This is a genomic window from Zymomonas mobilis subsp. mobilis ATCC 10988 (genome assembly GCF_000175255.2).
In the GTDB taxonomy this organism is placed as follows: Bacteria; Pseudomonadota; Alphaproteobacteria; order Sphingomonadales; family Sphingomonadaceae; genus Zymomonas; species Zymomonas mobilis.
In genome coordinates this window covers 547,604-573,477 of the sequence record NC_017262.1, presented here as the reverse complement: position 1 = coordinate 573,477, position 25,874 = coordinate 547,604, and the positions used below count along the sequence as shown (strand labels likewise).

Annotated in this window: 22 protein-coding genes; 7 read left to right on the top strand and 15 right to left on the bottom strand. The window is 47.4% G+C overall.

Features of this window, described 5'->3' with window-relative positions:
* Positions 1-220: 220 nt before the first annotated feature.
* The 12 genes from ZMOB_RS02565 to fmt all read right to left on the bottom strand — a co-directional run bounded on the left by ZMOB_RS02565 (position 221) and on the right by fmt (position 15,812).
* Positions 221-1,636: an efflux transporter outer membrane subunit gene (locus tag ZMOB_RS02565; RefSeq protein WP_014500549.1), complete on the bottom strand. Its 1,416-nt coding sequence runs from the start codon at positions 1,634-1,636 to the stop codon at positions 221-223.
* Positions 1,636-2,763 carry an ABC transporter permease gene (locus ZMOB_RS02560; RefSeq protein ID WP_014500548.1) on the bottom strand — a complete coding sequence of 376 codons (1,128 nt, stop codon included), beginning with the start codon at positions 2,761-2,763 and terminating at the stop codon, positions 1,636-1,638. The genes ZMOB_RS02565 and ZMOB_RS02560 overlap by 1 nt, the downstream gene beginning before the upstream one ends.
* Positions 2,764-2,766: 3 nt before the next feature.
* Positions 2,767-5,535, bottom strand: coding sequence for a ribosome-associated ATPase/putative transporter RbbA (gene rbbA / locus ZMOB_RS02555; RefSeq protein ID WP_014500547.1), 2,769 nt, complete (start codon positions 5,533-5,535; stop codon positions 2,767-2,769).
* Between the two features lie 4 nt (positions 5,536-5,539).
* Positions 5,540-6,586, bottom strand: coding sequence for an HlyD family secretion protein (locus ZMOB_RS02550; protein WP_014500546.1), 1,047 nt, complete (start codon positions 6,584-6,586; stop codon positions 5,540-5,542).
* Positions 6,587-7,008: 422 nt separating this feature from the next.
* Complete coding sequence (locus ZMOB_RS02540) at positions 7,009-8,619, bottom strand: tetratricopeptide repeat protein (protein ID WP_252507302.1); 1,611 nt, start codon at positions 8,617-8,619, stop codon at positions 7,009-7,011.
* Positions 8,620-8,775: 156 nt separating this feature from the next.
* A complete protein-coding gene (argC, locus tag ZMOB_RS02535) occupies positions 8,776-9,714 on the bottom strand; it encodes an N-acetyl-gamma-glutamyl-phosphate reductase (RefSeq protein ID WP_014500544.1) in 939 nt (312 codons plus the stop codon).
* A gap of 2 nt (positions 9,715-9,716) precedes the next feature.
* Entirely contained in the window at positions 9,717-10,619 is a 903-nt protein-coding gene (locus tag ZMOB_RS02530; protein ID WP_014500543.1) for a C40 family peptidase, read from the bottom strand.
* Positions 10,620-10,702: 83 nt separating this feature from the next.
* Positions 10,703-12,097 carry a leucyl aminopeptidase family protein gene (locus tag ZMOB_RS02525; protein ID WP_014500542.1) on the bottom strand — a complete coding sequence of 465 codons (1,395 nt, stop codon included), beginning with the start codon at positions 12,095-12,097 and terminating at the stop codon, positions 10,703-10,705.
* 143 nt (positions 12,098-12,240) lie between these two features.
* The gene (gene rimO / locus ZMOB_RS02520; RefSeq protein ID WP_014500541.1) at positions 12,241-13,572 is read right to left on the bottom strand and encodes a 30S ribosomal protein S12 methylthiotransferase RimO; all 1,332 of its coding nucleotides are present in this window, start codon (positions 13,570-13,572) and stop codon (positions 12,241-12,243) included.
* 244 nt (positions 13,573-13,816) lie between these two features.
* A complete protein-coding gene (locus ZMOB_RS02515) occupies positions 13,817-14,158 on the bottom strand; it encodes a DUF167 domain-containing protein (protein WP_014500540.1) in 342 nt (113 codons plus the stop codon).
* A gap of 14 nt (positions 14,159-14,172) precedes the next feature.
* A complete protein-coding gene (gene truA / locus ZMOB_RS02510) occupies positions 14,173-14,910 on the bottom strand; it encodes a tRNA pseudouridine(38-40) synthase TruA (protein ID WP_011240682.1) in 738 nt (245 codons plus the stop codon).
* Positions 14,907-15,812 carry a methionyl-tRNA formyltransferase gene (fmt, locus tag ZMOB_RS02505; protein ID WP_014500539.1) on the bottom strand — a complete coding sequence of 302 codons (906 nt, stop codon included), beginning with the start codon at positions 15,810-15,812 and terminating at the stop codon, positions 14,907-14,909. The genes truA and fmt overlap by 4 nt, the downstream gene beginning before the upstream one ends.
* A gap of 146 nt (positions 15,813-15,958) precedes the next feature.
* Between fmt and recR the strand changes: the two genes are divergently transcribed.
* The 3 genes from recR (at position 15,959) to ZMOB_RS02490 (ending at position 18,542) form a co-directional block, all read left to right on the top strand.
* Positions 15,959-16,555, top strand: coding sequence for a recombination mediator RecR (gene recR, locus ZMOB_RS02500; RefSeq protein WP_011240684.1), 597 nt, complete (start codon positions 15,959-15,961; stop codon positions 16,553-16,555).
* 22 nt (positions 16,556-16,577) lie between these two features.
* Positions 16,578-17,111, top strand: a complete 534-nt coding sequence (gene def / locus ZMOB_RS02495; protein ID WP_011240685.1) for a peptide deformylase — start codon at positions 16,578-16,580, stop codon at positions 17,109-17,111.
* 84 nt (positions 17,112-17,195) lie between these two features.
* Positions 17,196-18,542: a DNA recombination protein RmuC gene (locus ZMOB_RS02490; protein WP_012817134.1), complete on the top strand. Its 1,347-nt coding sequence runs from the start codon at positions 17,196-17,198 to the stop codon at positions 18,540-18,542.
* Positions 18,543-18,578: 36 nt separating this feature from the next.
* Here the strand turns inward: ZMOB_RS02490 and ZMOB_RS02485 are convergent, their stop codons facing one another.
* Complete coding sequence (locus ZMOB_RS02485; RefSeq protein WP_012817133.1) at positions 18,579-18,818, bottom strand: hypothetical protein; 240 nt, start codon at positions 18,816-18,818, stop codon at positions 18,579-18,581.
* A 211-nt stretch (positions 18,819-19,029) separates the two neighbouring features.
* The gene (locus ZMOB_RS02480) at positions 19,030-19,230 is read right to left on the bottom strand and encodes a hypothetical protein (protein WP_017466380.1); all 201 of its coding nucleotides are present in this window, start codon (positions 19,228-19,230) and stop codon (positions 19,030-19,032) included.
* 254 nt (positions 19,231-19,484) lie between these two features.
* On the opposite strand from ZMOB_RS02480, the gene queD reads away from it, so the two are divergent.
* Complete coding sequence (gene queD / locus ZMOB_RS02475; RefSeq protein WP_011240688.1) at positions 19,485-19,841, top strand: 6-carboxytetrahydropterin synthase QueD; 357 nt, start codon at positions 19,485-19,487, stop codon at positions 19,839-19,841.
* Positions 19,842-20,053: 212 nt separating this feature from the next.
* Positions 20,054-21,367: a UDP-glucose dehydrogenase family protein gene (locus ZMOB_RS02470; RefSeq protein WP_014500538.1), complete on the top strand. Its 1,314-nt coding sequence runs from the start codon at positions 20,054-20,056 to the stop codon at positions 21,365-21,367.
* 79 nt (positions 21,368-21,446) lie between these two features.
* Here ZMOB_RS02470 and purL read toward each other — a convergent pair whose 3' ends face one another.
* Entirely contained in the window at positions 21,447-23,651 is a 2,205-nt protein-coding gene (gene purL / locus ZMOB_RS02465) for a phosphoribosylformylglycinamidine synthase subunit PurL (RefSeq protein WP_014500537.1), read from the bottom strand.
* A 147-nt stretch (positions 23,652-23,798) separates the two neighbouring features.
* Here purL and ZMOB_RS02460 point away from each other — a divergent pair, with 147 nt between their 5' ends.
* Complete coding sequence (locus ZMOB_RS02460; RefSeq protein WP_011240691.1) at positions 23,799-24,812, top strand: cysteine synthase A; 1,014 nt, start codon at positions 23,799-23,801, stop codon at positions 24,810-24,812.
* Between the two features lie 69 nt (positions 24,813-24,881).
* Entirely contained in the window at positions 24,882-25,244 is a 363-nt protein-coding gene (locus ZMOB_RS02455) for a heme oxygenase-like domain-containing protein (RefSeq protein WP_011240692.1), read from the top strand.
* Positions 25,245-25,874 lie beyond the last annotated feature (630 nt).

Sequence of the window (25,874 nt, the reverse complement as noted above, 5' to 3'; positions counted from 1 at the left end):
TCCTATCCTACAATATTGTTATAGCTGGTAAGCTGTGTTCCCTTACGAAAGGGAAGACTCCTCTCTAGGATTATTACAGGCATTGTCCTTTTCAGAGGTAATTTAAAAATTTGTGGAATGTCGTCTCAATAAAAAGAAATTTGAATGGAACGGGATGGGCATAAAATCAGAATTACTCCGTCATTTAAAGGCAGAGTAATTCCGATTTTAAGAAAGAATTTTAGCTCCATCCACCACCAAGGGCATAATATAGATTGATGGTAGCCATTTGTTGTTGCTGGATGGTTTGAATGAGGCTGTCATCCTTGTCCACTTTATCCAGTTTGGTTTCCAAGACATTTTGAAGCGTATGCTTGCCGCCTTGATAAAGGCCTTGTTCGACTGTGATATTTTGTTCTGTCGTAGCCAAGGCCTGTGACAGCTGCATGATGCGCTTATCCTGACTGCTACGCGCCTGATAGGCATTTTCCACTTCGGTGAGGGCAGACAAAAGTTTTTTGTCATAGAAGGCAACCGCTTCATCAAGTTTGGCATCTTCCAAAGCGATATGGGCGTGCACCCGTCCAGCAGTAAAAATCGGGAGATAGGCCGTTAATGCCATAATGCCCCCTGAATTTGAAAAGCCGGAAAGACCAGAAAAACGAATTCTTCCATCGCCGCCAAAAAATTGGAGGCCAAAGCGAGGCAGTAAATCAGCCTTGGCGCTTTTTAGGCGATTTAAAGCGGCATTGATATTGGCTTCGGCAGCGGCAATATCCGGTCGCCGATTTAAAACCGTACTGGGTAATTCCCCAGCTGGAGCAGGAGGGGTTACGGATTCCGGTGATATCGCTATTTCTACATTTTCAGGCGTTTTCCCACCCAAAATAGCAATATGGCGCAATGAGGCTGCAATGGCAGATTCAAGATCGGGGCGGTAGCTGTGTAAGATATTGATCTGCACATCCAAGCCTTTGATATCCGACAAAGTCGCTTGTCCGGCATTGAATCTTGCTTGTGTATAGCTTTTCAAATTCTCCAACAGGATGAGGCGTTGGTCGATAAGTGCCAGTCTTTTCCGTAGACATTGGATGCCCGTGTAATAGCTGGCGACTTCAGCCGCGATTGCCATTTGTATCTGGTGAAGTTGGGCTTCCTGTCCTAAGACTTCGGCTTTGGCGGCTTTGGCATCGGCATGTCTTGCACCGAAGAGATCCGCATCCCAAGAGGCGGTGACACCTGCGATATGGCCTACTGAGGTCGGATCGCTGGAATCATTACTGAAACTGTTGAGATAGCGATTACGGGAATCCGTGCCACCACCTGCGATATTACCGGTAACGCCAATCGTCGGAGACAATGACGATTTGGTCATTTTGAAGTTAGATTTTGCCTCTTGAATATGATCGCGGGCAATGCGGAGATCAAGATTAGCCTTGAGCGTGTCTTCGATGACCTTGGTGAGTGCAGGATCGTTCCAAGCAAGCCACCATTTCGATATATCGCTGGCCTGTCCCGCAGCGGCTTGCGCGAATTGTGAAGGCACCGCTACCTGTGAAGGTGGCACTGGCGTTTTAAACGGTGAACAGGCAGCCAGTATCAGGGTGGCGATGAATCCCGAATAAAGGGATGTTTTTTTGATAAAAGTCAATTTCATCAGGACTGGCTCGTGAGCATAGAACGGAAACGGATAAGGGCGAAAGCAAGAAACAGGATTCCGGCGGCGATAATGATGACCAATGGTTGGGTAATGGCATCAAAACCAGCCCCACGATAAAGAATGGCCTGTGCAATATTAACGAATTGAGTTGTTGGCAGAAAATAGACCGCATGTTGTATTGAGGTCGGCATATTTTCGACCGGCGTCGCCGCACCGGATAAAAGATAAGCAACAGCGTAAACCGGCACGACCAACAAACCGAATTGCGGCATGGTTGGGGCAACTGTGGCTAGCATAATCCCCAAGGCCGTTACCGAGAATAGATAAAGCAGAGTGCAAACCGCAAAAAGCAGGATAGACCCTGATAATTGAACCCCGAGCCAGAGATGCACCACCAGCCAGAGCGACAGCATCGAGGCTATAAAAATAGCCCAGCCATTCGCGATAATTTTAGCCATAGCGATTTCGCTGGGGCTGACAGGCAAAACCAACAGATGTTCAATAGTGCCATGTTCTTTTTCACGGATAACGGCTGCCCCGACGAGAATAATCGAAAGCATCGTTATGTTCGTGACGATCTGCATCACCGACATAAAAGGATAGGATTCGGTATTGGGGTTAAAGTAAATCCGGCTGTCGATTTGGAAGGGTAAAGCCGAGGTAGCCGAAGACAGCGGAATAGCAGCTTTTATCTCGCGATAGAAAATTTCGGTTAGATAGACCGTGCCTAATCCAGCCTGTGTCATTGCCGTGGCATCAACGCGGATTTGCAAAGAAGGTTCTCGTCCTGCGAGAACATCTCTTTCGAAATTAGGCGGAATATCAATGGCGAAAATATAGTCGCCTTTATCCATTCCATCTTCGGCTTGTTGCGTATTGGTCAAAACCGGCGGTTTGAAATAGGGTTGCAAAATAGCATCCCGCAATCGGTTTGAGAGTGTCGAATGGTCATGGTCAATAAACGCCACTGTGGCGTTTGAAACCTCGACTTTGACGCCATCGGCAACGGCCAGAACGCCGCCTGTAAACGCAAAGACGATCAGGGCAATCAGAACCTTATCGCAAAGAAGGCTTCTGAATTCTTTGGCGCATAAAAGCGCGACATTGATTAGCCAACGTCTCATCTTTTATAGCTCCTGTTTCCGAAGGAGGACACAGGCAAGGGCGAGATAGAGAAGGGCAAATCCCGTCAAAGCCCCATACATCGTCAAAAAGGCCGTAAAACCAAGACCCTTGGTAAAACTGCCAAGACTGATTAGCTGGAACCATGATGCCGGAAAACAACGTCCAACATGATAGGAAATGCCCGTTAATGTTGAAACAGGGTATAGCAGCCCCGAAAAATTGACTGCCGGAATGAGGCACAAAATGGCCGTTCCGAAAATCGCCGCGACTTGGGAGCTGACAAAAGTCGAGATCAAAAGGCCGAGGCCGGTTGCAGCAAGATTATAGAGCAATGCGCCTAGGGAAAGTGCCAAAAAAGACCCCTTCAAAGGAACGCCTAAAATCGTGACTGACAGCACCACCAGCGAGAGATAGGCCAGCATCGCAATAGCAACATAGGGAAGCTGTTTCCCGATAAGATATTGTCGGGTTGAAGCCGGAGAGGCATAGAGATTGATAATTGAACCAATTTCTTTTTCCCGAACGACGCCAAGCGCCGTCAGCATGGTCGGGATCAGAATTAAGGCCAGCATGATGGTATCTGGCACCATCGTATAAATGCTAAGAAATTCCTGATTATAGACAAAGCGGGGTTCAATCGAAAAAGGCAGCGAAGAAGGCGCATTATGCGTTAATCCCTGTGCCGATAATTGGGCATATTGTAACAGGGCATTCGTGGCATAGGATTGAATATTTGCCCCAAGAAAAGGCATCGCACCGCTGATCCCGATACCGAGAGAGGGATGGCGACCGGCCTCGATATCCCGACCGAAACCGGCGGGAATATCAAGTGTCATCTGTGCTGTCCCATCACTAAGGCGTTTGTTCATTTCAGCGATACTGGAAGAGGCCGCTTTTTCTGTGAAATAGGATGAGCCTTGGAAGGTTTTGACCAAGCTGCGGCTTTCGTTACTTTGATCTTGGTCGCAGACGGTGAAGCTGATTTTATTGATATCAAAGGAAATACTATAGGCCGAGACCAAAAGCAGGATAATGGGCCCTGCAACCGCAAAGGTCAGGCGTAATTTATCCCTTAATAGTTCAAGGCTTTCGCGCCTTGCAAAAGCCCAGACATAAGACAACCAATGCCAGAGAGGCGATGGCGTCGCCTTTTTTTTATTATCCGAAATATTCTCAAGAGAGACATTCGAGGAAGAGGTCTGGTTGTCACGGTTATCTTTGTCTTGTGACATTTGGTCTTGGAGATAGTCGATAAACGCGGCTTCGAGTGATTTTTCTCCCCGCTTTTTCATCAATTCATCTGGTGTGCCAACCGCCAGCACATGGCCGCGATGCATCAGGGAAATACGGTCACAACAGGCCGCTTCATTCATGAAATGGGTTGAGACGAAAATGGTTACATGCTTGTTACGGGAAAGATCGATCAGATGATGCCAGAACATATCTCGCGCGGCCGGATCAACGCCCGAGGTCGGTTCGTCAAGAATGAGAATATCAGGGGTATTGATACAAGCAGCGGCAAGCTGCAAACGTTGCCGGATACCCAAAGGGAGATCAGCCGGACTGATATCGGCAAAGGGGCGTAATTCAAAATTATCCAGCGCATCATCAACACGTTGTTCGGTTTCTTTTTCAGTTGCCCGATAAAGGCGCGATTGCAGCACCAGATTTTGTTTGACCGTCAATTCTTCATAAAGCGAAAAGGCCTGTGACATATAGCCAATCCGCATACGTGTATTGAGATCCCCCGCAGAGACTGGCTTGCCGAATAATTTGGCCGTACCGCTAGTCGCGTCCAGCAGACCCGTCAGCATTTTCATCGTTGTCGATTTGCCGCAGCCATTGGAACCAAGAAAGCCGAAAATCTCGCCTCGACCAATACGAAAGCTGACATTATCTACCGCTGTAAAAGAGCCAAAACGACAAGTGAGGTTATTGGCCTCGATAGCGGGTTCTGGATCGGTATTTTTATAGGGAGGAATTGAAAAACCGCTGGCTTGGGTACGTTTTTCTTCTGGCAGAAGAGAGATATAGGCTTTTTCAACCGTATCTTGGCCGGTTTGTTTTAGAATATCTGTCGTTTTGCCATTTGCCAAAACTTTCCCGTCATCCATGGCAACCAGCCATGAAAAACGAGCCGCCTCCTCCATATAAGCAGTGGAGACAATTACCGTCATCGAGGGATTACCGGCTTGTAAGGCATCGACCAATTCCCAGAATTGTTGCCGCGACAGAGGATCCACGCCGGTGGTCGGTTCGTCGAGAATAAGCAAATCGGGATTATGGACAAGAGCGCAGCAGAGGCTAACCTTTTGCTTCATACCACCGGATAATTTTCCGGCCGGACGATCAAAGAAAGGGGCGAGGCTGGTCGCTTCCAAAAGCTGGGCAATACGAGTTTTCCGATATTCGGCATCGAGACCGAACAGTCTTGCGAAAAAGTCGATATTTTCCTGTACTGACAAAGTCGGATAGAGGTTATGCCCCAAACCTTGCGGCATGAAAGCAACCCGAGGCAGAACGGCTTCGCGTTGTTTTTTTTGTCCTATATCCGCATCAAGTGTGGTGACTTTTCCGGATTGAAGGCGTTTTACCCCCGAAATAATACCAAGCAGTGTCGATTTGCCTACGCCATCGGGCCCGACCAAGCCGATAGTTTGACCGGCTGGCAGATCCAGATCAATCTGATGCAAGGCTTCGTTATCGCCATAATGATGAGTCAGATTCTGGATGGAAACGGCGAAATCGGAAGCGGCAAAATTTTTTGCCATTGTATCATCCCCGATCCGACTTGAGGCTTGGCCATTGTGCCGAAGGCTCTGTCCGAACATAGCCGATTCCGGTCATACCCGCTTTCAATACACCGCCGAGGCGATGAACCGTATCCGGCATAATGCGGAGTTTGACCCGATAGACCAATTTTTCCCGCTCGGTTTTTGTCTCGACAAATTTGGGCGTAAATTGGGCTTCCGGTGAGACAAAAGAAATCTGTGCCGGAACAAGGCGATCATTCATCGCATCTAATTTGATGCGAGCTTCATCGCCGACATGCAATTTTCCGGCAACCGCAGATTCAAAAAAGACAGTCAGATAAATATCAGACGGATCGAGTAAAGAAGCCAAACGACCACCCTGACCAAGCACCGAGCCTTTTTCCGCAATGCGATATTCTATTTGTCCACTGGTAGGCGCTCGAATCGTCATTTCTGCTAAATTGGCATCCAAACGGGCTATTTGTGCCGAGGCTGCTTTCACGGCTTCTTTGGCAGCGGCCACATTATGTTGGCTGGCCTCTTCGGAGAGCTTGCGCGTGGTATAAGCAGTTTGGCTGTTCTGCAATTCCATATCCGAGACCAACGACTGTGCTACCATTTGTTTTGTGTGCATCAGTTGTTGTGCCGCCAATCCGGTTGAGGCATGAGCCGCCGCCTGTTCGGCTTCAGCACGGCGAAGCGATTCCTGTGCCTGTTCAAAATTGGCCTGTGCCGCATCCCGTTGGGCGCGAAGTTCGGAATCGTCCTGATGGGCAAGGATTTGCCCCGTCTGAACGACATCGCCTTCATGGAAAGACAAATCGGTAATCCGTCCAGCATATTTGGCCGCGACATCAAAGCGAGTCATTTCCAGACGGCCATTGCTGCCTTCTATATGGGGGGGCAAATCATTTTTATGTTCAAAATAATGCCACAAGCGGAAACCGCCAAAACCAGCACATATCACAAGGATACAGCCGATAATGAGCCATAATTTACCAGACTTACGCGGAGGAATTTGCCCCGAGGAAGGCTGTGTTTGGGAGGCGTCTTTTGTCTGGTCAGTCATTTCGCAAAACTTTTATGTGTATTATGTTAAATAAGAAATAAACAAATATATACTACGGAGTATCATTGATAATTTATATGACAAGGCATAATTTTTGACAAACATAACGTATTTTTAATTATTTTTTTCTTTATTGATCTGAATAATCAATAAGATATACTTTGAAATAATAAGTATTTATTAAAAAGATGAGTTTTTGGAATAGTAAAAAGGTCTTCTAAGAAGAGCCATTTTTCAAGGCCATCAGGCGGCCTTGGGTGGACGGATCGGAAAGCCTTTGGGGCAATAAAGCCATCTGGATTTTTCGGTAATTGGTTTTGAAAAAACGGCAGTCCTAGAGCCATTCTATTCAGGCAAGCGTCTTTATTCAGTCCCGCCTATGCGCGCCTGTTTAGAAAATGCCTTTTATCGAGATTGAAGGGCTATTTTGTTTTTTTGACGGATTTGGTTGTCGGAACCGATTCTTTATAGCTGGAAGCCATACAGGCAATCTCTTTTTTCATCAGGCTATTACAGCTTTCCTGAGCCTCTTTGGCAGACGCAAATCCAGTCAGGAGGAGGCGATAGACCGGACTGCCTGTTTCGCTATAGGTGATGATTTTATATTTTGCTGCGTTGGGTAATTTCGCCTGTATGCTCTGTAATATCTTATGGCTTTGTTCTGTTGCCGCTGGAGTAATCGGCAATTTATGGGTGGCTAGCTGAATGGCCGGATAGGTCACATTATGACAAGTCGCAGAAGAGCAATCCTTGTCTTCCTTTTTTGAGTCCGCTTTCAGGGCTGCTGTGTTTTGAGGCAGGCTTTCTTTTTTCTCGGGACTGTTGGGTGCTGTTGTCGCTGTAGCTTTGGTTGATTTATTTTCTGCCAGAATTTCTTTGATCGGTAGATTGAGGCTTTTCTTGGGGCTTGGAGCTGTCTGTTGGGGAGCAATTTTCTCTTTGACGGTTACCGTAGGCGTTTTTGGGGCATTGTCACTGATGCGATCGCTATCGGAGATAGTTGGATTACTGGACGCTCTGGGGGCAGGTTGCGTGCTGTTAGCCGAGGGTAACTCTATCTCGGTAATGGTTGAAGGCGCATTGGGATTGGTCGCCGCCGTCAATGTTGCCGCTGGCCGTGTCGCCGGTGCCGTTGTTGCGGATGTCGCTGTAGCTATATGCTGCCCATTTTGATCGTTAGAAAGAGCGGTTGGGGCAGGTGTCGCAGGCTTTGCAGGAACAGGGATCGGGTTTGCTATGGCCGCTGTTTTGGTTGGTTGTGAGATTGAAGGCGTAACCGGAGCCGAGGAAGATGCTGACATTATAGCGGGGCTAACTGTCGGGCGGGGTGCGGAGCTGTCTGTTTTTGGGGGTATAACAGGGGAAGTCGTTTGAACTACCGGACTGGAGGCAGGTGTAGAAGAAAGAAAGCCATAATCCTTGGCAGGAGGCACGCCGATAAAGGCCTGAAGTTGAACGGCACCGTTCTTTTCTCGGATAACGCGGCTCCATTGGGACAAGCGGGCATTGACCTGATCGGCAGATAAATCCTGACCTGCCATTTTTGAGGCATCATTCCAGCGTTCTGCCATCGCATAAGCAAAGGCTAGATTCTGTCGAAGTCTAGCTGAATTGGAAGGCGTTGAAAGAAGCGGTTCCATCCTTTTGATCGCTTCTGTTGGTTGTCCGGCCAAAGTCAGTGCCAGACCAAGATCAACAGGAGACACCTTTGTGATCGGTGATAGAATACTTTGGGCGGCTGTTTTGTTATTATTGCCGATCGCCGCAAGACCCATATAAAGGCGGGCTTTTTCATTATAAGGATCGCGCAAGACCAGCTTGTTCAGGCATTGCCAAGCCGAAAGATAACGTCCGGCCATCAGATAAGCGCGCCCCAGTTTGAACTGGATATCTGAATTATCGGGTTGTTGCCGGAAAGCCTGTTCGGCCGCGGTAACCGCCGAGAAGCGATCACTGACAATATCGGCAGAAGCCGAGCTGGCACCGATAACGGAAAGGGCGGCAACAGCCGTTATTTTCAGAAAATCGTTCAAGACAGGACTCTTTTTTAGCAACACAGGACTATTATCCTAGCAGGTGCAAGCGGTTTATGAGCGACCTTACAAGCAAAACCGCCTGTTTCGAGGCGGTTTTATGCTTGTGACAGGCTATTACAAGACCCAATCTTTAAAGAGGTCTTGGGGAGGGTTTTATAATCTTAAACCTCTGGTTTCAGGACAGCCTGACATCAGGTTGATATTTTGCACCGCGGCACCGGCAGCGCCTTTCCCCAGATTATCAAGGGCGGCAACCAATAGAATTTGGCCAGTGCTTTCGTTCCCGAAAACGAATAATTCCATCCGGTCACTATTGGCGCAATGCTCGATTTCGATTTGAGTCATATCCTGTGACTCTGACAGGGGTTTAACCCGAATAGTGGCGGAATCCTGATGATGTGCGGCTAGAATATGATGAATGTCTTCCAGCGTGACCTTTTGAGAAAAAAGACCCGCTGATAGGGGTACATGCACCAACATGCCGCGATAGCAAGGAGAGACTGCCGGAGAGAAAATCGGCGGCATTGTCAGTCCTGCATGATGCTGCATTTCGGGAATATGTTTATGCTTAAGAGAAAGGCCATAGCCTTTGAATGCAGACGGTTTTGTGCCGGATTCATAGGCTTCGATCATTTTACGGCCACCGCCGGAATAACCTGAAACCGCATGGACAGTCAGCAATTGTTGATCCGAAATAAGGGCCGTTTCCGTCAGCGGTCGAACCAGTGATAAAAAGCCGCTGGGATAACAGCCAGGATTAGCGACAAAACGGGCAGATTGGATGCGTTCTTTCTGACCTTTTGTTAATTCAGGGAGGCCATAGACCCAATCTTTGGCTGTCCGATGCGCGGTTGAGGCATCAACAATCCGTGTTTTGGGATTTTTAACCATAGAAACCGCTTCTTTTGCGGCATCATCTGGCAGGCATAAGATAACGATATCTGCCTGATTTAAAGCCTCTTCACGGGCTTTTCTGTCTTTGCGATCTTCTTCACTTAGAGTGATAATCGAAAATTCAGGCCGATTAGCCAATCTTTCACGAATTTCAAGGCCGGTCGTGCCTGCGCCACCATCAATAAAAAGAGCCGTCATAATTATAATCTCCGCCGTGCCAGAATAGGCGAGGGGTTTGTTTTGGATAAGCGTGTAACAACATCTGACAAAGCTTCAAGCGTTACGCTCATGGAAAAGGCATTGGCGTGAAGCAGTGTTTTTTCATCGGCCATTATACCGACATGCCCCGCGAAAAAGATATAGTCCCCTCGTAAAAGCGAAGCATCAGGCGCGATTTCATGGCCTAATTGGCTGCGTTGCATATCGCTATCGCGAGGGGCTTTCTGTCCGGTCACCTGAAGGCTAAGCTGGACAAGGCCCGAGCAGTCTATCCCGCCTGCGCCGCGTCCACCCCAAAGATAGGGAAGGCCAATCATCTTTTCGGCAAAAGAGACCGGATCGCTGTTTGTTTTTCCCAAGTTATTTAAAAGGCAACAATGGCGTTTATGAATATAGCCAAAGGGGCTTTTAATGAAATTGCCTTCCTCCTCGCCTTGGAAGCGGCTGCCTAAAGACCAAAAATGGCGCGGCTGTGATTTTATGTCAGCCTTGGAAAAAACGATGCCTTGCATTGCCGTGACGCTATAAAAAGCTTTGTCTGGTAAAGGCGCATGAGGTGATAAGGCTTGTAAAGGTAAATAGCCGACATAATGGTCAGCAAGACTGTATCCCCATACCCAGTTATCGGATATTTCGAGAACGGCAAAAGCCTCGCCCGGTAAAATTTGGCTGACCGATGGGCTGTCTTCTGAAGGCTGTTTCCGCATCAGACAAGCCGCTGCCCCGCAGAAGCGGGTTATGGGTTTGACATAATGCGAAGAGAAAAGACGGCCTGCTAAGGCAATATCGGCTAAGCCGTCTTTAAAGGCATAGATTCTGGGATCGAGAGAAGATGATTTCTGTGTAAGACAAAAAGCGGGTATTTTCTGTTCAACTTTAGGCATCTTCCCTCATCCTTCATTATAGAAATATTGTCCCCTGATAGGATGGGATAACTTAATCAGGGATTATCCTGATACTGAATAATTTAGCCATTTTGGATGTAACGGCTTTTCAGCATATGCCATGCCGCCCGTAAACCATAGGCGGCGCCCCCTTTTGGACGGCCTGCTTTGGCCGTTGCTTGCCATGCGAAAGTATCAAAATGCGCCCATTTAAGGGAATCGCCAACAAATTCCTGTAAGAATAATGCTGCCGTAATCGCGCCGGCCATGCCGCCGCTACCCGCATTATTGATATCAGCGATCGAGGATTTCAAAAGCGTTAGATAATCCGACCATAAAGGCAGTCTCCATAAGGGATCTTGAACTTTGTTGCCGGATTCGGCGAGTTGATGCGCGAGTTCATCATCATTGGCGAAAAGAGCGGGTAAATCCGTGCCTAGGGCAACGCGAGCTGCCCCCGTCAGAGTGGCAAAATCAATAATCAATTCGGGATTAGGTTCGCTGGCTTTGGTCAGGGCATCCGCCAATACCAGACGGCCTTCGGCATCGGTATTACCGATTTCAACGGTTGTGCCTTTCCGACTGGTCAGGATGTCCCCCGGTCGCATCGCATCACCGGAAACGGCATTTTCAACCGCAGGAATGACCAGATGCAATCGGACAGGCAATTTCATCGCCATAATCAGATAGGATAATGCCAAGGCATGAGCCGCACCGCCCATATCTTTTTTCATCAGAAGCATTGAAGAAGAGGGCTTGATATCTAACCCACCAGAGTCAAAGCAGACACCTTTCCCGACAATCGCTATTCTGGGATGTTCAGGACGACCCCATTGTAATTCGATCAGCCGTGGCGCTCGGTGAGGAGCGGCTGCCCGTCCGACGGCGGTAACCATCGGATAATTACTATCCAATTCTTTCCCATGGGTGGTGGTCACGATCGCCTGAAAAATAGTGGCGATTTCTTCGACCGCCTTTTGCAATTCGGCGGGCCCGCAATCACAAGCGGGCGTATCGACCAGATCACGCACTAAAGCGGTGGCTTCGGCTTGGGCGACAATGTCGTCAATGGCGCTTTGATCGCTATCGACTAATAAAATACGGGAAGCGCGCGCAGGATGATCGGAACGGTAACGATCAAAATAATGTTGTGCCAACAACCAGCCAAAAGCCAGTTTTTCAATATTGCCGGAGCGCAAGCGATAGCTGCCTTCTGGTAGGAGGCTCGCCAATTTGGCTAAATCCCAGATTGAATTTTCTTCGCTGACCCCGACTAAAATTTGTGCGGGTTGTTTATCATTGGCGGGTAAAAGCAGGCTTTCACCGGCTTGGCCGGAAAAATGCGCCAATTGGGCAGCCAGTGCAAAATCGGCATTATTTTTGGCTAATAATGTTTCGAATTCGTCAGACGTAACCGGTATAATTTCTTGTGCCGGTTGGCCTTTGTCGACTGCCAGTAAAGATTTGAACAGACGCATTTTTTACGCTCCTTTAGACAGTTTCAATAACCAAGCTGGTGATTATTGAAACTGTTCTGAAATCCGGTTTTTATTCCAAGGTTTATAGCCGGATTTTTGTCAAAAATACAAAAGGGATATGGTTGTTTTTATCCCTTTATATTTTAGGAGAGCGCGACCCCAAAAAGATCATGTTCATCGGCATCTTCTACCCGAATAGTCACGATGTCACCGATTTTTAGATCATCAGCATCGCGAAGATGAACTTCGCCATCAATTTCAGGTGCATCCGCATAGCTGCGACCTGAAGCCCCGCCTTCACCGTCGGTGCGGTCGATAATGGTCGCAATGTCGCGGCCAATTTTGGCTTGCAATTTAGCTTCCGAAATTTGGGCGGCTTTTTCCATCAGCCTTTGATAACGTTCATTTTTGACTTCTTCGGGAACAGCGCCGTCGAAAGCATTAGCGGCGGCACCTTCTACCGCTTCGAAACGGAAAGCTCCGACGCGGTCAAGCTGGGCTTCGTCCAGCCAATCTAACAGATATTGGAAATCTTGTTCTGTTTCACCGGGAAAGCCGACCACGAAGCTGGAACGGAGGGCAATATCCGGCACGATTTCACGCCATTTTGTAAGGCGATCCAGTATTTTGACTTCATTGGCGGGGCGTTTCATCCGCTTTAGGACAGAAGGAGACGCATGTTGGAAGGGGATGTCCAGATAAGGCAGGATTAAACCCTCCGCCATTAACGGGATAAGAGTATCGACATGGGGGTAGGGATAGACATAATGCAGTCTGACCCATGCGCCCAATTCACCCAATCCACGTACGAGGTCGGTCAGATCGGCCTTTACCATCCGGTCTTTCCAACGATATTCCTGATGACGAAGATCAACGCCATAAGCGGAGCTATCTTGCCCAATCACCAGCAATTCTTTGGTGCCTGCCGCAACCAGTTTTTCGGCTTCGCGTAGAATGGCATCAGCACGGCGAGAGACCAGATCGCCCCGAAGTGAAGGAATGATGCAGAAGCTGCAACGATGATTACAGCCTTCGGAGATTTTCAGATAGCTGTAATGGCGCGGTGTGAGTTTTAAGCCTTGTTCCGGCACCAAATCGACATAGGGTGAGGCTTCGATCGGGGCAGCGTCATGGACAGCCGAGACGACCTCTTCATATTGTTGCGCACCTGTGATCGCCAGAATGTCAGGGAAACGTTCCCGAATGCGGTCGGCTTCATTGCCAAGGCAGCCGGTAACAATAACCCGACCATTTTCGGCCATGGCTTCACCAATGGCATCAAGGCTTTCTTCCTTGGCGGAATCAATAAAGCCGCAGGTGTTCACCAAGACAACATCGGCTTCGTCATATTGTGACGAGAGATTATAGCCTTCTGAACGGAGTTTTGTCAGGATGCGTTCGCTATCGACCAAGGCTTTTGGACAGCCCAAAGAGACCATGCCGATTTTCGGAGAGGTGGGGAGTTTCTTTATCATCTATGGATAGCCAGTAAATTATTGCCGTTTGCTTGGCGAGGGATTTTCTAAAGCCTGCTTGATGGCCTGCGCCTATATCAATATTCCGTTTGGAATGCTGCATTGAATAGCGGAGTATCTGGCCTGAAATATAAAAACCGTCCCATTCTGTTACAAAAAAGGGACGATTTTTGTTAGTCTTTCAAGGCTTATGAGGCGTTACTCATATTGAGAGAAGACATTTTTCAGAAGGTCATAGCTAGGATTAGCTGACCTTTTTGATGAAATCTTCTGCAATTTCTGTCAGCCGTTTGACATCCCCCGCAATATGTAAAATTTTGATTTTGGAATGTTCGCCGGATTCTATCCTGACTGCGCCTTTTGGGACAGAAAAACTTTTCGAGAGATACGCCATCAGATTTTTATTGGAAGCCCCCTCAACCGGAGGTGCTGCAACACGGATACGGAACAGTCCCCGCCCAGCGGTATCTTTATCGAACATAGTGATGCCGGTTTTACTGGCACGGGCGGTTACCCGAAGTGCCAGACGGATGCCATCTTCAACGGGGGTATAGGGTAAGTCTTCGTTTTGCGTGGTCTCTGTCATGGGGCTTCTTATAGTCAATAAATGGCTTGCGTAAAATACAGGCCATCCGGTGGCGCATTAAAGCCAAGGGCGGCACGATTGCGCGCTTCTAAAGCAGTGGTCATATCATCGGCTGTCCATTGACCTTGGCCGACCAAAACAAGACAGCCAACCATTGAGCGCACTTGATGATGCAAAAAAGAACGCGCAGCGGCGGTGATTTCGATCTGGTCGCCTATGCGTCTGACATCAAGGTGATCGAGGGTTTTAACCGGACTTTTTGACTGACAATGCACCGAGCGGAAAGTTGTAAAATCATGAAGGCCGATAAGCCTTTTCGCGGCGATATCCATCGTTTCGGCATCCAGCGGCTTTATCACATGCCAAGCCCGTCCGGCTTCCAAGGTTAGAGGCGGTCGACGATTGATAATCCGGTAAAGATAGCGGCGACCAATACAGGAGAAACGTGCATGCCATTCAGGATCGACCTGTTCACAAGAAAGAATAGCAATCGGGCGCGGTTTTAAACGGGCGTTTAAAGCCTCCATTAGCCGAAAGGGAGTAAAATCACGGGCAACGTCAATATGGGCGGTCATCGCCAAACCATGAACACCGGCATCCGTCCGGCCTGCGGCCTGAACGGGGGTAGGTTGTCCAGCGATGGAGGCGCCCGCTTCTTCGATAGAGCCTTGGATGGTTGCCCCATGTTTTTGACGTTGCCAGCCCATGAAGTTCCGGCCGTCAAATTCGACGGTAAGGCGATAGCGATTCATGAAAGACGCGTTCCCCGTGGAATGGCGAAACCGCGCAGCATATCTTCCAGTTTCATGGCTTTTCGTCCGGCGCGCTGGACAATGACCGGTTGGAGAGAATCGCTGCCACAGCCGATTAACAGATGATCATCGAGCGTTTCACCAACGGCACCGGCCTGATTTTGGACATGGGCTTCCAAGATGCGTATTCTTTCCTCGTTATAAAGGAAGAATGCCCCAGGTTTGGGGGCAAAAGCGCGGATTTGCCGTTCAGTCTGCACGGCACCTTTGGAAAAGTCGATTAAGGCTTCACTTTTGTCAATTTTAGCGGCGTAGCTTTCGCCGCTTTCCGGTTGTTTGACGGGCGGATATTGTTCCGGCTGTGCCAGCACTTCGACCATCAATTTTGCCCCGATATGGGCAATTTCGTCCGAAAGAGCACCCGCATTTTTATCCGCTATCGGCGTTTTTTCTATTTTGAGCATTGCTCCGGTATCAAGGCCGCGATCCATCTGCATGATAGTTACGCCGCTTTCTTGATCACCAGCAAGGATCGCCCGTTGGACAGGGGCTGCGCCGCGCCATTTTGGGAGAAGAGAGCCATGCACATTTAAACAACCAAGGCGCGGCATTTCAAGAATGGCCTTGGGTAATAACAGGCCATAGGCCGCGACAACCGCAACATCGGCTTGGTGATCAGCAAATATTTTCTGTGTTTCGGCTTCTTTCAGAGAAACAGGCGTATAGACATTTAAGCCCAATTCCCTTGCCCGTTTTTCAACCGGAGAAGGGCGGGGTGCTTTGCCGCGTCCGGCAGGTCTGGCGGGCTGGGAATAGACAGCCACTATCTCATGTCCGGCATCAACCAAGGCGTTTAATGTCGGTAGGGCGAAATCGGGGGTTCCCATAAAAATAATTTTCATGTTGCGAGAAAAAGCGCGCATGGCCGCATATTGCAAGCGGTGAATAGCGGTAATTTTACAAATACTTAAAAAATAACCGCATTTTTGGCTTTTTATCTGCCGGAAAGCCCCTACCGATTTTTGTATAAAGGTTTATCTGATAAAAGATGTCTGCTTCTCCTATAGAAAATCTTATCAAGAGTCTGGCTGTTATGCCCGGATTGGGCCCGCGATCAGCAAGGCGGGCGGCGTTGTATCTGATTAAAAAGAGAGAAACCGCACTTTATAATCTGGCGCAGGCTTTGGATGAGGTGCAGCAGTCGCTGGTTATCTGCCCCGAATGTGGCAATATTGATAGCTGCAATCCTTGTTCGATCTGTTCCGACCCCAAGCGGGATGATGCCTTGCTGTGTGTGGTTGAAGAGGTTGCTGATTTATGGGCGCTTGATCGGTCACGTCTATTTGCGGGACGCTTTCATGTCCTTGGCGGGCGGTTATCGGCCTTGGATGGGATAACGCCCGAAGATCTGTCGATTGATGCCCTTGTGAAGCGGGTTCAATCGGGAAAAATTAAAGAGGTTGTCTTGGCCATGAATGCCACGTTAGAAGGCCAGACGACCGCGCATTATATAACGGATTGTTTAGAAAAATATCCGGTAAGAATTACCCAATTGGCGCATGGTCTTCCTGTAGGAGGGGAGCTTGACTATTTAGATGATGGCACTTTAGCGCAAGCTTTGCGTGCCAGACGACCTGTATCATGACCTTTATTTTGAGAAAGTAATTATGGCTTTATTGCCCATTCTGGAAGTACCTGATCCGCGTTTGCGTGAAAAATCGACTGTGGTCGAAGTCTTTGACGACAATTTGCAGCGTCTGATCGATGACATGTTTGAAACTATGTATAAAGCCCCCGGCATCGGATTGGCGGCTATTCAGGTCGGCGTTGCCAAAAGATTATTGGTAATTGATTTACAGCAGCCCGAAGAAGGTGGCGAAGCCAAGCGCAACCCGATGGTCTTTATCAATCCCGAATTGACACCGGAAGGCGAAGAAAAACGCCTTTATAATGAAGGCTGTCTATCTGTCCCCGATCAATATGCCGAAGTGAGAAGACCTTCCGTTATCAATGCCAAATGGCAGGATAGAGACGGTAATTTCCATGAAGAGCGGATTGAAGGTTTGTTGGCAACCTGTCTTCAGCATGAAATGGATCACTTGGAAGGCATTTTATTCATTGATCATTTATCGCGGTTGAAGCGTGGCATGTTGATGAAGAAACTGTTGAAAGAGCGGAAATTACGGGAAGATTCCTACTGAGTTTCTGAGAATCAAAAGAAGCCTGTGACCGGAAAGCTTGAACCTTGTTTTTGCCTTCCGGCTTCTTTTTAAAATGGATAGAGAATGACCGCTTTTTTGCCTTTTCTGGCTTTTTTATTCGGGTTGATAATCGCAGGCTTGCCGCTTCTTTGGTATATCCGGCAACAAAAAACAGCCTTAGATGGCTTGCAGGCACGGGTCTTGGAAGGGGCAAAAGCAGAAGAACAGGCAAGAAGAATACCGGCTTTGGAACAGGCGGTAGAAAGCTGGCGCGAAAAAGCTTCGCTATTGATGGCGGAGCAGGCTGCCAATAAGCGTGGCGAAGAAGAGCGCGAAAAAGCTTATCGCCAACAAATTGAACAGTTGAAGGCCACGGAAGACGCTCTGTCGCAGAAATTTGATAGTTTGGCGGCGAAAACCCTTGAAAAAGCCCATGGCCAATTTTTGGAACAAGCCCAGATGCGCTTTGCTAAATCCGAGCGCGAGGGTGAGGCCAAGCTTGAATTATTATTACAACCCGTAAAAGACAGTCTGAAACGCTATGAAGCCTCGGTAAAAGAAGCGGAGCAGTTAAGACAGACGGAATATGGTAGTCTGACGGCATTGGTTTCTACCATGAGAGAGGGACAAGAAGCCGTTAAAAACGAGGCCAATAAGCTGGTCAATGCGTTGAGAACGGCTCCAAAAGCGCGTGGATGTTGGGGCGAACAGCAGCTTCGCAATGTCTTGGAAAGCTGTGGTTTAAGTGAATATGTCGATTTTGAAACCGAAGTCAGCGTTAATAGTGAAAAAGGCCGGTTAAGGCCAGATGCGATTATCCGAATCCCGAATGGTTCGATTTTGGTCGTGGATTCCAAGGTTTCCCTGAATGCCTATCAGGATGCCTATGATGCGGTCGATGAGGATAAAAGGCAGCTTTATTTGCAAGCTCATAGCAAGGCAATCAAAGCGCATATTGATGGATTGAGCCAGAAAAATTATTGGGATCAGTTCAAAGAAGCCCCCGATTACGTCATCATGTTTATTCCGGGTGAGCATTTCTTATCCGCTGCTTTGGAGCAAGACCATAATCTATGGGAATATGCCTTTCAAAAGCGGGTGTTATTGGCAACGCCAACGAATTTGATTGCCATTGCCCGCACGGTAGCGGCTGTTTGGAGGCAAGAGGATATTGCCCATAATGCAAGAAAAATCGGTGAATTAGGTAAAGAGTTATATGAACGCATTGCCAAGGTTGATGCCCATATGCGGGCTTTGGGCAATAGTTTAGAAAATAGCGTTAAAAATTATAATAAATTTGTCGGCTCTTTCGAATCCCGTGTTTTGGTGACGGCGCGTAAATTTCGCGAATTGAATATTGAGACCAAAGAACAGGAGATCAAAGAACCACCCATCTTGGAAATTACGCCAAGAATGGAGGATAAAGAGTAAAAAAAGAGGCTGACCTTGGTCAGCCCCTTTGCCGGATTAACGGCCGCGATTGTCAGGCCCGCGATCATCACGAGGCCCGCGACGGTCGCCATCACGACCAAGATCGCATTTGGCGAATTTACCGCGGCCATCGCGGCAGCGTTTTGGCGGGAGGGGTCTTCTAGCGTCGCATTTGACAAAACGGCCACGACCATCGCGGCAAGGTGCGCTGAATGCAGGGGCGGCGGTGGTGGTAACAACCGCCAAGGCGGTTAAAGCTGAGAGCAGAATACGCATTAAAAAATTCTCCTGAAAGGATCAGTGTAGAAAATGTCATGAGCTGATCTTTTTGTCGATGAAAAAATCAATCCAGAGTGATCCTTCTTCTAGAAGATAATCTATCAGGCTAAGTGCTGAAACAATAAAAGCCGGATATAAATATCCGGCTTTTATCGGGTTGACTATATTCTGCAAAGAGTAGGGTAAGGTAGAATTAGGACATCAGAGATCAGCTTTCAGTTTTTGGAGTGTTGGGACTGGGTTCATCGTGATGATGCATTCGATGATCGGAATGGTGATGACAGCATCCTTTTTTACAATGACACTGACATTTCATTTTTGCTGATTTCGGTGCGGACGCCTGAGCATAGCTTGCCGGTGCCATCGCCAAAATACCCGCTGCAACAAAAAGTGACATTAAATTCCGCATTTTCCTGCCTTCATCATTCTTAGTGGGTATTTGAAATCTAGCAGAGCTTTTTAGGGCTGTCTATTGCAAAATACTATCATTAGCAATTTTATTGAGCATTTTTCCTTCACAATAAAAAGTTTGATATTTAGTTTATTTAAATTAAAGTGAAAAAAGACGCATATTCCGAGGATTTGTCGCTATAAGGCTTATATTATTTTGAGAGTTCCGGTTATTCACCGAAGAATCAACTTCTAACCTGACACGAGAAAAATATGAGAATCACGCAAGCCTTTACTTTCGAGGCCGCGCATCGTCTGCCGCATGTGCCGGAAACCCATCGTTGCCGTCGGTTACACGGTCATAGTTATCGGGTTGAGTTGCGACTGGAAGGGGCCGTTAATCCTGAAACCGGTTTTGTTGTCGATTTTTTTGATGTCGAGCATATCTTTGGCCCTGTACTGAAACAGCTCGATCATTATTGTTTGAATGATATTCCGGGTTTGGAAAATCCAACAGCTGAAAATATTTCCCAGTGGATATGGCGTAAAATCAAAAATGATTTGCCGCTGTTGGCGGCCGTTACCGTTTATGAAACACCCCATTGTTGGGCTGAATATCTAGGGGATTGATCCTTTCTATTCATATCCCTGTCACAGTTTTCTTTTTATAAACTGATTTGAGGGCTTTTTAGGAGATAGATCGGAAGGGGAGGAATTCTTGCTTTCTGAAAAATCTCCAGCCCTTTTATGCTCGTCTTGGAAAAATGACTTTAGCAAAAGACTAAAGAGCAAAACCTGAATAAGGCGCTATCCGTTCAGGTCTGGAGAAGGATAAGAATTTTATGCGCATTACCATGATCGGTTCCGGCTATGTCGGGCTGGTTTCCGGCGCCTGTTTTTCTGATTTCGGTCATAATGTCATCTGTGTTGACCATGACCAAGAGAAGATAGCGCTATTACAAAAAGGCGTTATGCCGATTTATGAGCCGGGTCTTGCGGATATGGTTGCCAATAATGTTAAGGCTGGGCGGCTTTCCTTCTCCAACGATTTGGCTTCTTCTGTTAAAGACGCGGATGCGGTTTTTATTGCAGTGGGCACACCTTCACGTCGAGGCGATGGCCATGCTGATTTATCCTATGTTTTTGCAGCGGCGAAAGAAATAGCCGCTTCTGTTTCAGACAATACGGTGGTGGTCGATAAATCAACGGTTCCTGTGGGGACGGGGGACGAAGTCGAGCGTATTATCCGAGAAATTGCGCCTGATAAAAAAATCTGGGTAGCATCTAATCCTGAATTTTTACGGGAAGGTGCGGCTATTGGCGATTTTAAGCGTCCTGATCGTATTGTTATCGGGACAGAAAATCCTGAAGCCCGCGAGATTATGCAGGAAATTTATAGGCCGCTCTATCTGAACCAGTCGCCTATTTTATTTACCAGTCGTCGATCGGCTGAATTAATAAAATATGCTTCCAATGCTTTTTTGGCGACGAAGATTACCTTTATCAACGAAATGGCTGATTTATGTGAAGCGGTTGGCGGGGATGTTCAAGATGTTGCCCGTGGGATTGGTGCGGACAATCGTATTGGTTCCAAATTTTTACATGCAGGCCCCGGATATGGAGGGTCTTGTTTCCCAAAAGATACCTTAGCCCTTTTGAAAACGGCCGAAAATTTTGCAACCCCTCTGCGTGTGGTGGAATCAGTCGTGACCGCCAACAATATTCGCAAAAGAGCGATGGCCCGGAAGGTTTTACAGGCGATTGGCAAAGATATGAGAGGCCAAAAAATTGGTCTTTTAGGGTTAACGTTTAAGCCAAATACCGATGACATGCGTGATGCGCCTTCTTTAGCCCTTATTCAGGGATTAGAAGATGCGGGAGCGATTATTCATGCCTATGACCCAGAAGGTATGGTGCAGGCGCGCCCGTTATTGCCGAATGTTGTTTTTGAAGATGAGCCTTATAAAGTCGCAGAAAAGGCCGAAGCTTTGGTGATTGTTACAGAGTGGGATGCTTTTCGAGCATTGGATTTGAAGCGTATCGCCGGATTGCTGAAAACACCATTATTACTCGACCTTCGGAATATTTACACGGAAGAAGAAGCGAAAAAGGCTGGACTGGTTTATCATGGCATTGGCCGACCCCATGCAGGGTAAAAATTGAAGTTTGGTTATTGAAAAAAGAAAGGGCTTGGAAAAATCCAAGCCCTTTTTAATATCCGTTTTTAAGGGCTATTTATTGCATCAATTCAGGCAGAAAAGCCTCATGAGATTTCCGTAATTTTTCAAGTGAAACCGACTGGCTGTTTAAAACTACAGCATCGCCACCCGTGACACCCAAACGGAATACCGGAATACCTGCTTTTTCAGCGGCAGAAACCAAAGCTACGGCATTGGTCGAAGAGACCAAATAGCGTCCCTGATCTTCACCGAAATAATAGGCATGTTCTGCAATGGCTTTATCATGCGCTTCGACAGTAGCGCCGATATTACCCGCCAAAGCCATTTCAGCCAAAGCAACTGCCAAGCCACCATCACTGATGTCATGAACAGCGCAGAGCATTCCGTCCTGAATCATAGCACGGATAAAATCGCCCGTGGCTTTTTCCTGTGCCAGATCAACGGATGGGGCGGTACCTTCCTCACGACCGGCTATTTCACGCAGCCAGATCGACTGACCTAAATGGCCTTGGCCGCTATTACCGACCAGATAGATTTCTTCGCCGGTATTTTTAAAGGCAATGGTTGTGCTATCCCGCCAATCCTGCAGAAGGCCGACACCACCGATTGTAGGCGTGGGCAAAATAGCAAGGCTACTACTATCATCCTGACGTGTTTCATTATAGAGTGAAACATTGCCTGAAACGATGGGCATATCCAAGGCGCGGCAGGCTTCACCGATTCCTTTAATCGCACCGACGATTTGACCCATAATTTCAGGGCGTTCAGGATTACCGAAATTCAGGCAGTCCGTTGAAGCCAAAGGCAAAGCACCCACCGCTGTAATATTGCGATAGCATTCGGCAACGGCCTGTTTGCCGCCTTCTTCGGGATCAGCCCGGCAATAGCGCGGCGTGACATCAACACTCATCGCCAAGGCTTTCTCGGTGCCGTGGACTCGGACAACCGCGGCATCACCACCCGGACATTGAACGGTGTCGGCACCAACCATATTATCATATTGTTCCCAGATCCAGCGGCGGCTGGCAAGATCTGGAGAACCGACCAAGGTTACCAGATTGTCAGTGATAGAACCGGATGCAGGAACAACGTCTAAGGCCTTGGCTTTGGGCGTTGCAACCCAAGGGCGATCGTAGCAAGGGGCATTATCGGCGAGCGGTGCCAAAGGAATATCGCAAACAATATCCCCTTTCCATGTCAGAACCATATGTTTGCTGTCGGTGACGCGACCGATGATAGCAAAATCAAGTTCCCATTTTTTGAAGATGGCTTCTGCCTCGGCTTCACGTCCAGGCTTTAAGACCATCAACATGCGTTCCTGTGATTCGGAAAGCATCATTTCATAAGGAGTCATGCCTTCTTCGCGGCAAGGCACCATATCCATGTCTAATTCAATGCCGACTTCACCCTTGGAAGCCATTTCAACGGCAGAGGAAGTGAGACCAGCGGCGCCCATATCCTGAATAGCGACGATGGCATCAGACGCCATCAATTCCAAGCAGGCTTCAATAAGGAGTTTTTCAGAAAAGGGATCGCCCACCTGTACCGTTGGACGTTTTTCTTCGGCATCTTTACCAAAATCGGCAGAAGCCATCGTTGCGCCGTGAATACCGTCACGACCCGTTTTAGAACCAACATAAACAATCGGGTTTCCTGCGCCCGATGCAGCAGAATAGAAAATCTTGTTCGTTTCGGCGACGCCAACCGTCATGGCGTTCACCAGATTATTGCCATCATAAGCCGGATGAAAATTGACTTCACCGCCAACCGTTGGAACACCAACACAGTTGCCATAGCCGCCAATACCAGCGACAACGCCTGAAACCAAATGCGGTGTTTTCGGGTGTTTCGGGCTGCCAAAACGAAGCGCGTTCAAATTTGCAACCGGACGGGCGCCCATTGTAAAGACGTCTCGTAAAATACCACCAACGCCGGTGGCGGCACCCTGATAGGGTTCGATATAACTGGGATGATTATGGCTTTCCATTTTGAAAATGGCGGCTTGCCCATCACCAATATCGACAACACCGGCATTCTCACCGGGGCCGCAAATGACTTGCGAACCTGTGGTCGGCAGCTCTCTTAAATGTTTCCTTGAACTTTTATAAGAGCAATGTTCTGACCACATGGCAGAAAAAATGCCTAATTCCACCAAATTAGGCGTTCTGCCCAGTGCCTGCTTAATGGTGTCATATTCTTCGGGGGATAAGCCATGACTGGCCACAGTCTCGGCGGTTATGCTGCTGTTTTCTTCGGTCATATTTTAGCCGATAGCGAAGTGTAACCTTTCTGTCAGCACCCAACCTATCTTTAATGAAAATTATATGCGTTGTTGATACTATTCTATAGAGTTTTCTGTCAAAACCCTGTTTGGCTCCGGCCATAGCTCCGCTATGAAAGAAACGCTATGAACATTGCATCTTCTTCTGTGCCTAAAAAGGCCGAAAATATTCTTTCCATGATTGGCAACACATCGCTTGTTAGGCTGAAAGGCCCCAGCGAGCTGACAGGGTGTAATATATATGCCAAATGTGAATTTACTAATCCTGGGGGATCTATCAAAGATAGAGCCGCTTTGTCGATTATTGAAGATGCAGAAGAGCAGGGGATTATTGAACCCGGCGGCGTAATTGTTGAAGGCACAACCGGCAATACCGGAATTGGGTTAACTTTGGTCGGAGCAGCCAAAGGCTATCATACCATTATTGTCATGCCGGAAACCCAAAGTTCGGAAAAGATTGCGACCCTTCAGGCCTTGGGGGCTGAATTGGTCTTGGTGCCGGAAACCTCTTATTCCAATAGCGCCCATTATGTTCATATGTCGCGGCGGCTGGCGCAGGAGACAGATAACGCGATCTGGGCGAATCAGTTTGACAATCTGGCAAACCGAATGGCGCATATTAAAACAACTTCGCAGGAAATCTGGGCGCAGACAGAAGGGCATATTGACGGGTTTATCTGTGCAGCCGGAACGGGCGGTACCTTTGCCGGAACCGGATTAGGTCTGAAAGAGCATAATCCCGATATTGTGGTGGCGTTGGCTGACCCGTATGGGGCCGCTTTATATAATTATTATACTAGCGGTGAATTGCGGGCAGAGGGGCATTCTATTGCCGAAGGGATTGGTCAAAGTCGGATTACAGGCAATCTTGATGGCGCACCGGTTGATAACCAGTTTTTAATTAGCGATCAGGAAGGTTTGGCGCAAATCTATCAGTTGCTTCAAAAAGAGGGGTTGTCTGTTGGGCTGTCGTCGGGGATCAATATCGCAGGTGCCATTAAACTCGCAAAAGAATTAGGCCCCGGAAAAACGATTGTTACGATTTTGGCCGATTCTGGATTACGCTATCTCTCGACTTTATATAATCGCCATTGGCTGATTGCGCATGATCTGCCTGTTCCAGAATGGCTGGCTAAATAGTTGCTTTCCTTGCCGTTATAATGTTTGAGATATAGTATTCGTCTTTCAGGAAGTATCCGATCTTTTTCTATGCCCAATAAACGCCCCAAATTTCCAGATAACCAAAGCGGTCAACGCATTAAAGTTGGCCTGACCGGTCTTGCGGGTGTGGTTTTGCTCGTCTCTTTTGCAGCATTCTTGCTTAGTTTAGCACCAAAGGAAGATCAGACTGCGGCGATGGCGAATAGTGAAGTAGAAATGGATATGAACGGGCGCGTTAATCTGGATGTATTGGAGAAAGATCCGCCCCGTGATCCTCTGGCAGAATTGGGCGTTTCACCCGGAGGCAGTGTTAAGCTGCCTTTGCCTGATTTATCGAGCTTGGCAGCCTCGAATACTCAAAATATTCCAGCCGGTGAGGATGAGGGCAATCCATCTGAAAATATGCCTTGAACTAGAGGCATAAATAAAATTACCGAAAAAGCCCGTAGTTTAGTTTGAGATTTAAAACCTCTGTTTGGTTGAATAGATATTCAGCTAATTAGTTAAATAGTATTAGGCGCAAATTTTTAGACGCTCTATTTAAAAATATTAGCTAAAAGACGCGTTGAAAGCCATTCTTTCTAGAGAATGATGACACTGTTTTATCATGAGATGACGCGTAACATCTTAATGATGTAATGCCGCTATAAATCTTTATCTTTTGAAAGTGATTTTTCTATCCATAATCAAACGGCGCGAAGTGCAGAAAGCTTTTGTCCTTTTTATCAGAACAAAAAATCTTTGTTTTCAGTCCCCATCCCAATATTTTTTATATTTTATATGAAGAATAATATTTCTTTGGTCTTTTTTGTTCATCTTGGAGAAAGGCTATTTTTTCATGACAAAACCAATAACTGTAATAACATATTTGATGTATTAAATTATTTAATTATAATTTTTTATAAAATTAAATAATTTAAGTTTAAAATACTTTGTGCTTTAAATGATTTTTTAAATCCAAAGAGGAGCTGTTTTTACAATTCATCCTCTATTTAGACGGTCTGTGTTATGGAAGCCGGTTGTTTTGGAGGCTATTATTAT